A 14,697-nucleotide genomic window follows, 5' to 3' on the forward strand; every position below is an offset into this window, starting at 1 on the left:
GTACCGACATCTCCCGCTGTCGGTCTTTGCGGATAGCCTGGCGCGACGCAATCACCATCGGGATGGGGGACGGTCGTTACGCATGGCCAGGGAATTCCAACGCGGCCACAAGGCCAAGATCAGTGACCTCACCGCAGGCACGGATCTGTACGTGGGTGTACAGATCACCGGCCCCGGACTGAGCTTCGACATCAGCTGCTTCGGCCTCGACGCCGAGGAGCGGTTGTCCGACGACCGGTACTTCGTCTTCTTCAACCAGCCGAAAACGCCCGAGGAATCCGTCCAGCTGCTCGGCGCGCAGGCCGGTGACACGGAGTCCTTCCGCGTCACACTCGAGCAGATCCCCGCGAACATCCAGAAGCTTTCTTTCACCGCGACCATCGACGGTGCGGGGCAGATGTCGCAGGTCGCTCCCGGGTACATCCGGATCGTCGCCGGTGGTGAGGAAGTCGCGCGGTATTCCTTCCAAGGTGGTGAGTTCTCCACCGAGCGTGCCGTAATGCTCGGCGATTTCTATCTGAAGGACGTGTGGCGGTTCGCCGCCGTCGGGCAGGGCTTCGACGGGGGCCTGGACGCGCTGCTGAAGAACTTCGGTGGTGAGGTCGCAGAGGAGGAGCCCGCCGCCGCGCCACAGCAGTCCGCGGCACCAAGCTTCGCGCCTCCCGCCCAGGCCACCGCGCCGCCGTCCTTCGCGGCCCCGGCAGCGCCTGCTCCAGCACCCGCGCCTGCCCCGCCCGCCCCGGCGCCCGAGCCGATGCCGCAGAACGTCGCACCGGCGCAGGCCCCCACGCCCCCGCCGCCCCCCGCGCCTTCGGTGCACGCGGCGCCCACCATCGCCGCGCCGCTCGCCACGCCGCCCGGCACGGTCCCGCCGCCGCCCCCGGCGCCGAGCGCTCCGAACCCGTACGGCCAGCAGCAGCCGCAGTTCGGCCAGGTCCCCGGCCAGGGCGGCGCATCACTGCCTCCCGGCTACGACCAGCAACCGCCGGCGCCGCCCGCTCCGCAGGGCTTCGGTCAGCAGCCCCAGACGCCTCCGGCCCAGCACGTCTTCGGCCAGCCCCCGGCCGCCCCCTCCCCGCAGGGGGCGCCGCAGGGCATCCCGCAGCAGGCAGCCGCGCCGGGCGTGGCCGCAGCCCTGGAGAAGTTCCGCGAGGCTCCCACGGGGCAGCGCTGGACGCTCCAGAACAAGAAGCTGATCCGGGTCGACCTCGGGGCCGGCGGCGACCAGCCCGTCCTCGCCCGCCAGGGCAGCATGGTGCTCTACCAGGGCAAGGTCGAGTTCAGCTACAAGGGCGCCGGGTTCGCGGGCCGCATCGTGGGCAACGCCACCGGTCAGGAGATGCAGCTGATGCGCTGCACCGGCCGCGGCCAGGTCTTCTTCGCGGAAGAGGCCACCCACGTGCACCCCATCGAGCTCCAGGGCGACGCGATCTGCGTCTCCGCGGAGAACGTCCTCGCGTTCGACGAGAGCCTGCAGCACGAAGTGCGCAGGATCGAAGGGCACGGCATCCCTGGAGGCGCCCTGTTCGTGATGCAGTTCCAGGGCACCGGAACGGTCGTCGTGAAGACCCACGGCACGCCCGTCGTGCTGCCGGTCACGCCCACCACGTTCGCCGACTCCAACGCCGTCGTGGCCTGGTCCGCGGCCGCGCAGGCGATCGTCTCCAACCAGGTGCGCATGCGCCGCAACGCCTATCCGGGCGACAGCGGCGAAGGCGTCAACCTGCAGTTCCGGGGCGCTCCCGGCAACTTCATCGTCGTCCAGCCGTACGAGGTCTGAGGGAGCCCGTCATGAACCAACCGCTCGCGGGCTTCGCCCCGACCCCGGTAGCCGCCCGCATGGAGAACCACGGCAGCAACATGCTGAAGGTCGCCATGCAGACCGGAAACGACCTCTTCGCGCGCGTGGGCTCGATGGTCGCCTACGAAGGCTTCGTCCAGTACGAGCCCAACCCGCCCGCCGTCCGTCAGATCGCCCGTGACTGGATCACCGGCGAGGGCGCACCTCTCATGAAGTGCTCCGGTGACGGCCTGCTCTACCTCGCCGACTACGGCGCCGACGTCGTCGTCATCAACCTCGGTGGCGAGTCGATCTCCGTCAACGGCACCAACCTCCTGGCCTTCGACGCGCACCTCCAGTGGGGCGTCGAGCGCGTCAAGGGCCTCGCCAAGTTCACTGGTCAGGGCCTGTGGAACATCACGGTCGGCGGCCAGGGGCACGTCGCGCTGACCTCCCGTGGCACCCCCATCGTGGTCGACTGCGGCCGCGGCGAGGACGAGACCTACGTGGACCCCGACGCGCTCATCGCCTGGTCGCCGAGCCTGAAGGTGAAGGGCAAGCGCAGCTTCAGGGCCGGCTCGCTCATCGGGCGCGGCAGCGGCGAGGCCTACCAGATGGGCTTCTCCGGGGAAGGCATCGTCGTCGTACAGCCCAGTGAAGACAGCACCGACCGCCTCCGAGCCCGGGGCTGAGGGGGAGCGAAAACACCATGCAGAGCCCGCTTTTCGCGTACACCGAGCAGCAGACCCAGGAGCGCTACACGGTGCAGAACCCGCAGATGCTGCGGGTTGCCCTGGAAGGTCACGACGACATCCTCGCCCGTAAGGGCGCGATGGTCGCCTACCAGGGGCTGATGGAGTTCGACGGCGAGTACCAGACGTCCGGACAGCAGCGCGCCCGCGCGCACACCGGCGAGGGTCTCAGCCTGATGCGCTGCCACGGGCAGGGCACCGTCTACCTGGCGAACCTCGCCCAGTACATCCACGTCGTGGATGTCGAACAGGACGGCCTGACCGTCGACAGCAGCTACGTGCTGGCGATGGACTCCTCGCTGCACCACGAAGTCGTCGCCGTGGACAGCCAGTTCGGCATCTCCGGCTCCGGCAAGTATCAGCTCAACATCACGGGGCACGGCAAGGTCGCGCTGATGACATCCGGTCAGCCGCTGATGCTCCAGGTCACGCCCGACCGGTACGTCAACGCCGACGCGGACGCCATCGTCGCCTGGTCCACCGGGCTCCGGGTGCAGATGCAGGCGCAGACGCATTCCTCCGGCGTCTGGCGGCGTCGGGGCAACACCGGCGAGGGCTGGGAGCTCAGCTTCATGGGCAGCGGTTACGCGCTGGTCCAGCCCAGCGAGCTGCTGCCGCCGCAGCACGCGGCGACCGGCGGAGGCCTCGCCGCGCAGTACGGGATGGGGCAGCAGGGCGCCCGCGGCCAGAACCAGGGGAACGTCTGGAGCTAGGCAGGTATGGGTAAGGGGCGGCCACCATGGTGGCCGCCCCTTACCCATGTCCTTCTAGAGCCGTGCTCGGGTGGCTTCCACCAGACGGACGACAGAGGTGTCGGCGACCTCTGCGACCTCGGAGTACGGGAACCAGCGCAGGTCCAGGGACTCGTCGCTGATGGCTTCCGTGGCGTCCGCCGGGGCGAGCGCCGCGTACTGCACGTCCAGGTGCTGGGTGCACGGCCCCGGAATCGGGTGCCGGTCCAGGCGGACCGGCCCGCCCCCGAGGAACGTGAGGCCGGGGATGCCCGACTCCTCCGTCGCCTCGCGCAGGGCCGCGGCCCGCAGGGTCGGGTCGCCCTGCTCGCAGTGTCCCCCCATCTGAAGCCACATCTGCAGCTTCTTGTGGAGTGTGAGCAGCACGCGCCCGCGCGTGGGGTCGACGACAAGCGCGCTCGCCGTGATGTGCCCTGCGATGCAGGGCTTCCACAGGCCTTCGGCGCCGTGCTCCGACAGATGGTCCAGGTAGACCTGGCGCAGTTCTGGCTGGTCCTCGTAGCTCTTGAGCACGAGGACCGTGTCGTCGTACAGGCTCACTTGTCGGAGTCGCCCTCGCCCTGGTCGCCTTCGCCCTTGTCGTCCTCGCCCTTCTTCAGGTCAGGCTTCTCGGTGGAGCCGCCGCTCGCCGCCTCGCCGAGCATCTTGTCGATCTCGGAGAAGTCCAGCTGCTCGTCGCGGTGCACGAAGCCGTCCGGATCGTCCAGGTCGGACGCCGTCGGCAGCATGTCCGGGTGCGCCCACAGGCCGTCCCGCCCGTCCACACCGCGCGCGTCCGTGAGCGAGGCCCACAGGCGCGAGGCGTCACGCAGGCGCCGCGGACGCAGCTCCAGACCGATCAGCGTCGCGAACGTCTGCTCCGCCGGGCCACCGGTCGCACGGCGGCGGCGCAGCGTCTCGCGCAGCGCGTCGGCGGACGACAGGCGCGGCTTCGCGGCCGCGTGGACCACCGCGTCGACCCAGCCCTCGACGAGCGCGAGAGCCGTCTCCAGGCGAGCCAGAGCGGCCTTCTGCTCCGGGGAGTCCTCCGGCTGGAACATGCCCTGCTGGAGTGCTTCCTGGATTTGCTCGGGGTTCTGCGGGTCGAACTGGCCGACCACGTCCTCCAGCTTCGAGGTGTCGACCTTGATCCCGCGCGCGTACCCCTCGACCGCACCGAACAGGTGCGAGCGCAGCCACGGCACGTGCGAGAACAGCCGCTGGTGAGCGGCCTCGCGCAGCGCCAGGTAGAGGCGGACCTCCTCCTGCGTGACCCCGAGGTCCTTGCCGAAGGCCTCGACGTTCAGCGGCAGCAGTGCGGCCTTGCCGGCCGGGGCCAGCGGCAGGCCGATGTCCGTGGAACCGACGACCTCGCCCGCGAGCACGCCGATGGCCTGCCCGATCTGCTGGCCGAACATGGCGCCGCCCATGGAGCGCATCATGCCGATCAGCGGGCCCGCCATGGCCTGCATCTCCTCGGGCAGCACATCGCCCATGGCCATGCCGACGCGCTCGGCGACCGGATCGACGAGCTCCTTCCACACCGGGAGGGTCGCCTCGACCCACTCGGCGCGGCTCCAGGCCACTGCCGAGTGCGCGCCCGAAGGCAGCGACGTCGCGTCGTCCAGCCACAGGTCGGCCAGGCGCACGGCCTCCTCGACCGCGGTGCGCTCGGCGGGACCCACGCTGGCGTCCTTGACGCCGTCCTGTGTGCCCTGCGAGACGGTCTGGCGGGCGATGTCCTTGGCCATGTCCCAGTTCACCGGCCCGCCCTCGTAGGAGAGCATCTGACCGAGCTGCTGGAAGGCCGCTCCCAGATCGTTCGGATTCATCGAGCCGAACATGGCTGCGAACGGGTTGTCCCCGCCCTCGCCTCCCGGGCCGCCCGCGCCGGGCAGGCCCGGGAACCCGAATCCGAACGGGCCGGCCGGTCCCTGACCGCCACCGCCCTGCTGGTCCTTCTTCTTGCCCTCGTCGCCGTCTTCCGGCTCCTCCGGCGGAAGGCCGAAACCGAATGGGGTGTCACTCACGGGATTCCTCGGCTGGTTGGGCCGCCGGTTTCTGGGCCCGGCGGCGACTGCCCGACTACACACCCAGCGTAGACACCATGACCGGATCGGGCCTCAGTGCTTCGCCGACGAATGGCCTGCGGCAGGATGGATGCCTCCTGGTACGTACGTGTCATACGGGTACGTACTGAAGACAACCGCTGGAGACGCCCGGTGAGTTCCCCAGATCCGCAGGTTCGCGCAGCGCGAAACCCTGCACCCCGTCCAGCCGTCCGCGGCCCCGTCGTCGCGGTCACCGGTGCCGCGTCCGGCATCGGCGCCCTGCTCACCGAGCGGCTCGCCGCGTCGGACGAGATCAAGCAGGTCCTTGCCATCGACGAGCGGCGCGGCGAGTGCACGTCCGCGACCTGGCACGTCCTGGATGTGCGGGACCCGGCCATCGCCGAGAAGCTGCGCGGCGCCGATGTCGTCGTGCACCTGGCCCTCGACCTCGACCTGGAGTCCGACCCCGCGGCCCGCACCGCGTACAACGTGCGGGGCACCCAGACGGTGCTCACCGCCGCGGCCGCGGCAGGAGTGCACCGCGTCGTGCTGTGCACCTCGACGATGGTCTACGGAGCCCTCGAGGACAACGAGCTTCCGCTCGCCGAGGACGCGGAGCTGCGCGCCACCGCCGAGGCGACCGGAGTCGGCGACCTCCTGGAGGTCGAGCGGCTCGCCCGCCGCGCCCCGCGCGCGCATCCCGGCCTGAACGTCACGGTGGTGCGCCCGGCGGTGCTCGTCGGCGGCATGGACACGGCGCTCACCCGGTACTTCGAGTCGCCGCGCCTCCTTGTAGTGGCCGGTTCGCGGCCCGCCTGGCAGTTCTGTCACGTGGACGACCTGTGCAGCGCTCTGGAGCACGCGGCCCTGGAAAAGGTCGACGGAGAGCTCGCGGTCGGCTGCGACGGCTGGCTGGAGCAGGAGGAGGTCGAGGAGCTCAGCGGCATCCGGCGCATGGAGCTGCCCTCCGCCGTCGCTCTGGGCGCGGCGGCCCGGCTGCACCGGATCGGCCTGACGCCGTCCCCGGCGGGCGACCTCGCCTACACGATGTACCCGTGGGTGGTCAGTGGGAGCCGGCTGCACGATTCCGGATGGCGACCCCAGTGGACCAACGAGGAGGTCCTCGCGGAACTGCTCGAGGAGGTCGCGGGCCGGCGCACGGTCGCGGGCCGACGCCTGGGCCGCAAGGACGCGACGGCGGCCGGTGCCGCGGGCGCGACCGTCGCCCTTCTGGGCACGGCGGCCGTGGTGCGGCGGGTCCGCAAGGCGCGACGGCGCATCTGACCACCGCCCGACCTGTAGGAGGCTCCAAGCCGGTACGCGTGCGTGCCGGTCGAAAACGCTATTCACGGTTGTCGGCGGCGTGCGGCACGATGAGGGCATGGCACCCACTGAGCACGACCACCCCGGTGAGCTGAGGGCACAGGACCCGATCAAGCTGCTCGCCGTCCGAGAGACGCCGCTCACCGTCGACGAGGTCTTCCGGGCCGTCGGCGACGACGCGGCGGGCGGCACCGCGCTCTTCGTGGGGACCGTGCGCAATCACGACGGCGGGGCCGACGTGGACAAGCTGGGCTACTCCTGCCACCCGACCGCAGAGGCGGAGATGCGGCGCGTCGCCGAGAAGGTCGTCGCCGAGTACCCCGTGCGGGCCCTGGCGGCGGTGCACCGAGTCGGCGATCTGACGGTGGGCGATCTCGCGGTCGTCGTCGCCGTCTCCTGCCCGCACCGGGGCGAGGCCTTCGAAGCCTGCCGCAAGCTCATCGACGACCTGAAGCACGAAGTGCCGATCTGGAAGCACCAGACGTTCTCCGATGGGACAGAGGAGTGGGTTGGGGCCTGCTGAGGCTCCGGTTGCGTAACCGCCCCCCTGCGGCGAGCGTTGGGACTGCGGATGGTTAATCTGCTGATACGTCAGTGGCAGTCGCTCATGGGGTCGGGAGGTCGGCATGGCAGCGCTCCTGTGGCTGCTCATTCCCGTTGTCGCCGCGGTGGCCGCCGGGCTCTGGGGCACCTGGGCCGGTCGGCAGCGGCACAAGACCGGGGACGTCACGGAACTCAGTGGTTACGCGCGTTTCCGTGAGGCGATGGAGAAGTCGCACCAAGGCACCTGACGGGCCCGGCCCCACAGGTGCGTCGACAGAGTCGTCCCGTACTGTCGTTCCATGCCACGCCGCACTGCGACGATGCTCGCCTCGACCCTGATGCTGATCGCGCTCTTGTGCGCGGGGGTGCTCATCAAAGTGCCCTACGCGGAGATGTCGCCGGGACCGACGGTGAACACGCTCGGGGACCACGGCGGCGAACCCGTGATCCAGATCTCCGGCCACAAGACGTACGACGCGTCCGGCCACCTGAACATGACGACGGTCCGCGTCACCAGCGCCGACTACAACATGAACCTGGCTTCGGCCGTCTACGGGTGGCTCGCCCACGACAGCATCGTGGTGCCGCACGAGACGCTCTACCCGGACGGGCAGACCGAGCAGCAGTCCTCGCAGCAGAACGCCGAGGAGTTCAGCCAGTCCCAGGAGAGCGCCAAGGTGTCGGCGCTGAACGAGTTGGGCATCCCCGTGAAGTCCTGGGTGATCGTCTCCAGTGTCGTCAAGGGCAGCCCCGCCCAGGGCAGGCTGCACGCCGGAGACGTCATCAAGTCCGTCGACGGCACCAAGGTCACCAAGCCCACCGACGTCGCCAAGCTCGTCACCAAGCACAAGCCGGGCGAGAACGTCGTCTTCAAGGTCGTGCCCGTCAAGGAGGCGGCCGCCGCCGAGAAGGCCGGCAAGGAGGCGACCCGTACGGAGAACGTGACGATCAAGACGGAGAAGGCCGAGGACGACCGCGCGATCGTCGGCATCCAGGCGGGGACCGACCACACCTTCCCGTTCGAGATCGACATCAAGCTGGCCGACGTGGGCGGCCCGAGCGCTGGCCTGATGTTCTCCCTCGGCATCGTCGACAAGCTCACCACGGACGATCTGACCGGCGGCAAGTTCGTGGCCGGCACCGGCACCATCGATGACGACGGCAAGGTCGGCCCGATCGGCGGCATCGGTATGAAGACCGTCGCGGCGCGCGACAAGGGCGCCCAGTACTTCCTGACGCCGAAGGACAACTGCGCCACCGCGGCCAAGGACACCCCGGACGGACTGACGCTCGTCAAGGTGGGCACCATGGACGACGCGATGGACGCCCTGAAGGACATCCGCAGCGGCGACACGGCGGACCTGTCCACGTGCACGGCCAAGGGCTGAACAGGCGCAAACACCGCACTACGTAGAGGGGCGCCACCGGAATTCACCGGTGGCGCCCCTCTACGTAGACGAGGAGAGCGTTACTCGGCGAACGTCACCGACAGGGCTTCCGCGAGTCCCGGTACGAGGTTCGAGCCCGTGAGGACCTCCGTCGTCGCGTCCTTCTCACGCAGCCGCAGTGCCGAGTCGCGGGTGCCGTCGCGCAGTACGCCGACCGTCATCCGGACCTCCTGGCGGTCCGGGTGCTCGGCCACCCACTTCGTGAGCTTCGCGTCGCTGAGGCCCGCCGGGACGGACGCCTCCGCGGAGGGCGGCAGCATGAGGCGCTCGACCGTCAGCGCGCAGCCCACCACGGCGTCGGGCCACGCGATGGTGCCGAGGAACTCGTCCAGCGGCTTTCCGGCAGGAATCTCGTCCTGCTCGATCGGGGTGAGGCCGGGGGCCTCCTGCTCGCCCTCGAGCCCCAGCTGGGCGGCGAGAGCGGGTTCCTGGGCGCGCAGCGCGGCGGTGTCGACGAGGGCGAAGAGGCGAGCGGGCTGGTCCCAGCCAAGCCCGGCGGCGTACTCGTCGATCTCGAGTACGGCTCGGGTGAGGGGGCTCGCTGCCATGGGAGTGTTGGACATAGTCACAATCCTGCCTCGTTCCTGCCCCGAACCGGGAACTGAGTAAAGCGTGAGTAAGTTGCATAGGTGATGGGTCCGCGATCTCCGGGCCCGACCGACCGACCGACCGAATACCGAACTTCGAGGTGCACACCTTGGCTTTCCAGATGCCGGACCGCGGCGGTGGCCCGACGGGACCGCGGATCAGAGTCGGCCGACCCTCCCGGCGTGCTCGAACGTTGTTGTTGACGCTGGGCGTCCTGGCCGTGCTCGGCATGGTCTTCGTCATGTTCGCCGGATTCTGGACCGATTGGCTCTGGTACCGCTCGGTCAAGTTCTCCTCCGTCTTCACGACTCAACTGTGGACGAAGATCGGACTCTTCTTCGTCTTCGGACTGCTGATGGCGCTCGCCGTCGGCGTGAACGTCTGGCTGGCGCACCGGCTGCGCCCGCCGCTGAGCGCCATGTCGATGGAGCAGCAGAGCCTCGATCGCTACAGAATGGGTATCGCGCCCTTCAAGCGCTGGCTGCTCGTCGGCATCACCGCCCTTGTGGGTCTGATCGCGGGAGCATCGGCCGCCAGCCAGTGGCGTACGTGGCTGATGTTCGTGAACGGCGTGCCGTTCAACCAGAAGGACCCGCAGTTCCACATGGACGTGTCCTTCTACGCGTTCGATCTGCCCTGGTACCGCTTCCTGCTCGGCTTCGGGTTCGCGGCAGCCGTCATCGGCCTGGTCGCCGCGGCGCTGACGCACTACCTGTACGGCGGCCTGCGGATCACCAGCCCGGGGGCGCGGGCCACGGCCGCGGCGACGGGGCACCTCTCCGTCCTGCTGGGCGTGTTCGTCGCGCTGAAGGCGGTCGCGTACTGGCTCGACCGGTACGGGCTCGCGGTGAAGCAGAGCGACTTCAAGGCGACGGACAACTGGACGGGCCTCAGGTACGTCGACGCGAACGCGTATCTGCCGGCGAAGACGATCCTGTTCTGCATCGCCGTCATCTGCGCGATCCTCTTCTTCGCGACCCTGTGGCGGCGCACCTGGCAGCTGCCGGTCATCGGCTTCGGCCTGATGGTGCTCTCGGCGATCCTGATCGGTGGCCTGTACCCGGCCATCGTCCAGAAGTTCCAGGTCCAGCCGAACGAGCAGTCCAAGGAAGCCCCGTACATCAAGAAGAACATCGAGGCGACCCGTAAGGCGTACGGCATCGACAAGGCCAAGCCCGTGGACTACAAGGGCAAGGGTTCGGACGACGCCAAGAAGCAGCGGACGGAGTCCGATTCGGCGGCCAGCTACCGGCTCAACGACCCGAACATCGTCTCGCCGACCTTCCAACAGCTCGAGCAGCAGCGGAAGTACTACCAGTTCCCGACGACCCTGGACGTGGACCGCTACAACGGCCAGGACACCGTGACCGGCCTGCGCGAGCTGAACCTGAGCAAGCTCGACAAGCGCAACTGGATCAACGACCACTTCGTCTACACGCACGGCTACGGGGCCGTGACGGCGAAGGGCACGGCGACCTCCGGGGGCGCCCCGCAGTTCACCGAGTCGGGCCTGCCGACCACCGGCGACCTCGGCGACTACAACCAGCGCATCTACTACGGCGAGAAGACGTCGCAGTACTCGATCGTCGGTGGGCCGCAGAAGGAGCTGGACTATGAGCAGGACGACGGCACTCAGAAGACGACGAGCTACAAGGGCAAGGGCGGCGTCAATCTGGCGAACCCGCTCAACCGCGCCGCGTACGCCGTCGCCTTCAGTGAGCCGCAGATCCTCTACTCGGGGGCCATCGGTGAGGGTTCGCGGATCCTCTACAACCGCACTCCCAAGGAGCGCGTCGAGGCGGTCGCGCCGTGGCTGACGATCGACGGAGACCCGTATCCGACGGTCGTGAACGGCAAGATCAAGTGGGTCATCGACGCCTACACGACGTCGAACGGCTATCCCTACGCGTCGCGTACGACGCTGGGCGACAGCACCGCCGACTCGCTCAACGAGGCGGACAGCCAGCGCGCCGTGGTGGCCCAGCAGAACCAGGTCAACTACATCCGTAACTCGGTGAAGGCGACCGTCGACGCGGGCACGGGTGAGGTCAAGCTCTACACGTGGGACGACAAGGACCCGGTCCTGAAGACCTGGAAGAAGGCGTTCCCCGGCACGGTCGAGGACAAGAGCGAGATCCCGGCCTCCTTGAAGGAGCACCTGCGCTATCCGCAGGACATGTTCAAGGTCCAGCGTGAGCTGCTCAGCCTCTACCACGTGACCAACTCGAACCAGTTCTACAACGCGTCCGACGCGTGGCAGGTGCCGAACGACCCGACCAAGAAGGACAACAGTGCGGTCCCGCCGTACTACCTGTCCATGAAGATGCCGGGTCAGACCAGCCAGCAGTTCTCGCTGACGACGACGTTCACGCCGAGCGGGCGGCCCAACCTGAGAGCCTTCATGGCGGTCGACGCCGACGCGACGAGCAAGGACTACGGCGCCATAAGGCTGCTCAGAGTCACCGAGGACAAGGTCGCAGGGCCCGAGCAGGTACAGAACACGCTCAACTCCTCGGGCTCCGTGGCCAACTGGGTGCGCGATATGAAGGGTGCCGACTCGACGGTCCTGTACGGCAATCTGCTGACGGTGCCGCTCGACAAGGGCTTCCTCTACGTAGAGCCGATCTACGCCCAGGGCCGCAATGCCGAGTACCCACTCATGCGCAAGGTCGCGGTCTCGTACGGCAACAAGATCGGGTTCGCGGACTCGCTGTCCGAGGCGCTCAACCAGGCCTTCGACGTGGACGGGGACACGCCTGCCGAGCCGGAGAAACCCGGCGGCACCGAGCCGCCCGAGAACTCGACGGTGAAGGACGCGCTCGCGGACGCGGACGAGGCCTTCAAGGACGGCCAGGAGGCCCTGAAGGACAACGACTGGACCGCCTACGGCAAGGCCCAGGACCGGCTGCAGGACGCCTTGCAGCGTGCCGAGGACGCGCAGACCAAGGCCGACAAGGCGGCAGGGGACAACAAGAGCGACAAGAACAGCGGAAGCGGCGACAACAAGGAGGCGGCCGGCGGCTGACCGGTCAGATGACCCCTCCGCGCCGTGGTACGGTTTGGACACAACGGCGCGGGGTGGAGCAGCTCGGTAGCTCGCTGGGCTCATAACCCAGAGGTCGCAGGTTCAAATCCTGTCCCCGCTACTGATGATCGAAGGCTCGGAAGCTAAGGCTTCCGGGCCTTCGGTGCGTCGTGGCCCCTGCTGTCATGAGCCACCGGCATGTGCGAAGCGTGTGCGAACGATGCCCCCCTCGGGGGGAGTTGAGAATTCCGTGTTTCACTTGTCGCCCTGTGGGCATGTCGACAAAACGCTGAAGTGACCTCACTGGCTGCGGTATACCAGGTGTACCCAGGTTGCAGGTGGTGCGACGATGGACGTTATGGGGGACAAGGCAACTCTGTTGGAGACAGGGCGGTTTGTGCAGCCGACAGATCGGGATGAACCGGGCGAGGCTGCGGAAGAAGTACGCCAGCGGCTGGCCGCGGAGGCCGGCGACGTCGAGGCGATGAGTGTCCTCGGCGCCATGCTGCTGCGCCGCGGAGATCTCGGCGGCGCCGAGCCCCTGTTGCGTGCTGCCACCGGCGCCGGTGACCGCGCCGCGGCCAACAACCTCGGCGTCCTGCTCCACCAGCGCGGCTACGCGGACGAGGCCGCCGGCTGGTGGCGCATCGCCGCCGTCGCGGGTTCCGCGCCCGCCGCGCACGCCCTGGGCCGGCACTTCCGCGAGCGCGGGGACGAACCCGCCGCCGAGTACTGGCTGCGCCAGGCCGCAGAGCACGGCCACACCCTGGGCGCGTACGCGCTCGCCGATCTACTGGAGCACCGCAGCGACGTCGGTGCCGAGCGCTGGATGCGGGTCGCCGCGGAGCGCGGGCACCGGGAGGCCGCGTACCGGCTCGCCCGCGCGCTCGACCGCAAGGGCGGCACCGACGTGCTCGTCTCCGGCGAGGGCAAGGCCCCGGCGGAGGAGGCCGAGCAGTGGTACCGGCAGGCCTCCGCGCGCGGGCACCGGCGGGCCGCGCTGCACCTCGGTTCGATCCTGGAGAAGCGCGGCGAGTTGAAGGAGGCCGGGCGCTGGTACCTGACGTCCGCCAAGGACGGTGAGGCGCGCGCCGCGTGCGCCCTCGCGTTCCTGCTGCGCGACGCGGGCGACGAGGAGAGCGCCGCCGTGTGGTGGCTGCGGGCCGCCCAGGACGGCGACGGCAACGCGGCGAACGCACTGGGCGCCCTGCACGCCGAGCGCGGCGAGACGCAGACCGCCGAGCGCTGGTACCGCGCTGCCATGGACGCGGGCGACAACAACGGCGCGTACAACCTCGGCCTGCTCTGCGCCGAGCAGCAGCGCACCGCGCAGGCCGAGGGCTGGTACCGCCGTGCCGCCTACGCGGGCCACCGCGAGGCGGCCAACGCGCTGGCGGTGCTGCTCCTGCAGAACGGGGACGCGGTCGGCGCCGAACCCTGGTTCTCCAAGGCGGCGGAGGCCGGAAGCGTCGACGCGGCGTTCAACCTCGGGATCCTGTACGCGAGTCGGGACGACGAGGCGGCCGCGTTGCAGTGGTACGAGCGTGCCGCGGCCGGTGGGCACACCGAGGCGGCGTTGCAGGCCGGGATCGCGCGGCAGCGCGAGGGCGACGAGCAGGCCGCCGAGCGGCACCTGCGGTGTGCGGCTGGGGGCGGCAGCGGCGAGGCCGCATATCGGCTCGCCTCGCTGCTCGATGTGCGGCGGCCGCCCGCCGTTCGGCACGAGTTGGGGGAGCCCGTCACCGAGAAGAGCGAGTGCGAGGAGTGGTACGAGCGGGCTGCCGAGCACGGGCATCGCAGGGCGCAGGTCCGGGTCGGGATGCTGGCCGCCGCGCGGGGCGATGTGGTGGAGGCGGCGCGGTGGTACCGGGAGGCCGCGGAGGCCGGGTCGCGCAACGGGGCGTTCAACCTTGGGCTGTTGCTCGCCCGCGAGGGGAGTGGGCCGGAGGCGGCGCTCTGGTGGACGCGGGCGGCCGATGCCGGCCACGGGCGTGCGGCGCTTCGGCTCGCGCTGCTGTGCGCGCGGCGCGGTGACCTCGCCGAAGGGCAGAAGTGGGCGTCCCGGGCGGTCGAGTTGGGCCCCGCGGAGGTCGCGGAGCGCGCCGGGCGGTTGCGGGACGCGCTGCGGCAGGAGCTGTCGGCGTAGCGCCGGACCGTGCCGGGCTTCCGGCTGCGGAGGGGCCGAGGCCGGACGTGTGTGCAGCCTGCACCGGGGCACCGCCTTGCCCACCTTGCCGCCCAAGGCGGCAGATTGCCCAAGGCGGTGGCAGCGCTCCGTGCGGCCTGCGTCCCCGGTCCCCGCGGAGCGGTTTGCGCTGGTCGGGGGCGTACCGTAGAGTTGTGAACACAACGGCGCGGGGTGGAGCAGCTCGGTAGCTCGCTGGGCTCATAACCCAGAGGTCGCAGGTTCAAATCCTGTCCCCGCTACTGAAAGTCCTGAGGCCCGAATTCGTACA

At 69.6% G+C, this 14,697-nt stretch carries 12 protein-coding genes and 2 tRNA genes; 11 read left to right on the forward strand and 3 right to left on the reverse strand.

Annotated features, from left to right (window positions below):
• Positions 1-82 precede the first annotated feature (82 nt).
• From ACWD2L_RS21685 to ACWD2L_RS21695, 3 genes are read left to right on the forward strand one after another with little or no spacing between them, the layout of a single operon-like run.
• Entirely contained in the window at positions 83-1,780 is a 1,698-nt protein-coding gene (locus ACWD2L_RS21685) for a TerD family protein (protein WP_351333561.1), read from the forward strand.
• Between the two features lie 11 nt (positions 1,781-1,791).
• A complete protein-coding gene (locus ACWD2L_RS21690) occupies positions 1,792-2,472 on the forward strand; it encodes an AIM24 family protein (protein WP_351333564.1) in 681 nt (226 codons plus the stop codon).
• Positions 2,473-2,489: 17 nt separating this feature from the next.
• A complete protein-coding gene (locus ACWD2L_RS21695; RefSeq protein ID WP_351333567.1) occupies positions 2,490-3,245 on the forward strand; it encodes an AIM24 family protein in 756 nt (251 codons plus the stop codon).
• Positions 3,246-3,299: 54 nt separating this feature from the next.
• On the opposite strand, the gene ACWD2L_RS21700 is transcribed toward ACWD2L_RS21695, so the two are convergent.
• Both ACWD2L_RS21700 and ACWD2L_RS21705 read right to left on the reverse strand, forming a co-directional pair.
• The gene (locus ACWD2L_RS21700) at positions 3,300-3,824 is read right to left on the reverse strand and encodes an NUDIX hydrolase (protein WP_351333569.1); all 525 of its coding nucleotides are present in this window, start codon (positions 3,822-3,824) and stop codon (positions 3,300-3,302) included.
• The gene (locus ACWD2L_RS21705; protein WP_351333572.1) at positions 3,821-5,293 is read right to left on the reverse strand and encodes a zinc-dependent metalloprotease; all 1,473 of its coding nucleotides are present in this window, start codon (positions 5,291-5,293) and stop codon (positions 3,821-3,823) included. Before ACWD2L_RS21705 ends, ACWD2L_RS21700 begins: the two co-directional genes overlap by 4 nt.
• A gap of 192 nt (positions 5,294-5,485) precedes the next feature.
• Between ACWD2L_RS21705 and ACWD2L_RS21710 the strand changes: the two genes are divergently transcribed.
• From ACWD2L_RS21710 to ACWD2L_RS21725, 4 genes are all read left to right on the forward strand, one after another.
• Positions 5,486-6,598: an SDR family oxidoreductase gene (locus ACWD2L_RS21710; RefSeq protein ID WP_351333575.1), complete on the forward strand. Its 1,113-nt coding sequence runs from the start codon at positions 5,486-5,488 to the stop codon at positions 6,596-6,598.
• Between the two features lie 97 nt (positions 6,599-6,695).
• The gene (locus tag ACWD2L_RS21715) at positions 6,696-7,160 is read left to right on the forward strand and encodes a molybdenum cofactor biosynthesis protein MoaE (RefSeq protein WP_351333577.1); all 465 of its coding nucleotides are present in this window, start codon (positions 6,696-6,698) and stop codon (positions 7,158-7,160) included.
• A gap of 103 nt (positions 7,161-7,263) precedes the next feature.
• Entirely contained in the window at positions 7,264-7,428 is a 165-nt protein-coding gene (locus ACWD2L_RS21720; protein WP_351333580.1) for a hypothetical protein, read from the forward strand.
• A 51-nt stretch (positions 7,429-7,479) separates the two neighbouring features.
• Positions 7,480-8,568: a YlbL family protein gene (locus ACWD2L_RS21725; protein WP_351333583.1), complete on the forward strand. Its 1,089-nt coding sequence runs from the start codon at positions 7,480-7,482 to the stop codon at positions 8,566-8,568.
• An 80-nt stretch (positions 8,569-8,648) separates the two neighbouring features.
• Here the strand turns inward: ACWD2L_RS21725 and ACWD2L_RS21730 are convergent, their stop codons facing one another.
• A complete protein-coding gene (locus ACWD2L_RS21730; RefSeq protein ID WP_351339031.1) occupies positions 8,649-9,191 on the reverse strand; it encodes a PPA1309 family protein in 543 nt (180 codons plus the stop codon).
• 146 nt (positions 9,192-9,337) lie between these two features.
• Between ACWD2L_RS21730 and ACWD2L_RS21735 the strand changes: the two genes are divergently transcribed.
• The 4 genes from ACWD2L_RS21735 (at position 9,338) to ACWD2L_RS21750 (ending at position 14,668) form a co-directional block, all read left to right on the forward strand.
• Entirely contained in the window at positions 9,338-12,241 is a 2,904-nt protein-coding gene (locus tag ACWD2L_RS21735; RefSeq protein ID WP_351339040.1) for a UPF0182 family membrane protein, read from the forward strand.
• A gap of 47 nt (positions 12,242-12,288) precedes the next feature.
• Positions 12,289-12,362: transfer RNA gene (locus tag ACWD2L_RS21740), tRNA-Met, on the forward strand.
• Positions 12,363-12,590: 228 nt separating this feature from the next.
• On the forward strand, positions 12,591-14,387 hold the full coding sequence (locus ACWD2L_RS21745; RefSeq protein ID WP_351339029.1) for a tetratricopeptide repeat protein: 1,797 nt from the start codon (positions 12,591-12,593) through the stop codon (positions 14,385-14,387).
• Positions 14,388-14,594: 207 nt separating this feature from the next.
• A tRNA-Met gene (locus tag ACWD2L_RS21750) sits at positions 14,595-14,668 on the forward strand.
• Positions 14,669-14,697: the final 29 nt, after the last annotated feature.

The sequence above is a fragment of the Streptomyces sp. NPDC002754 genome, from assembly GCF_053592315.1.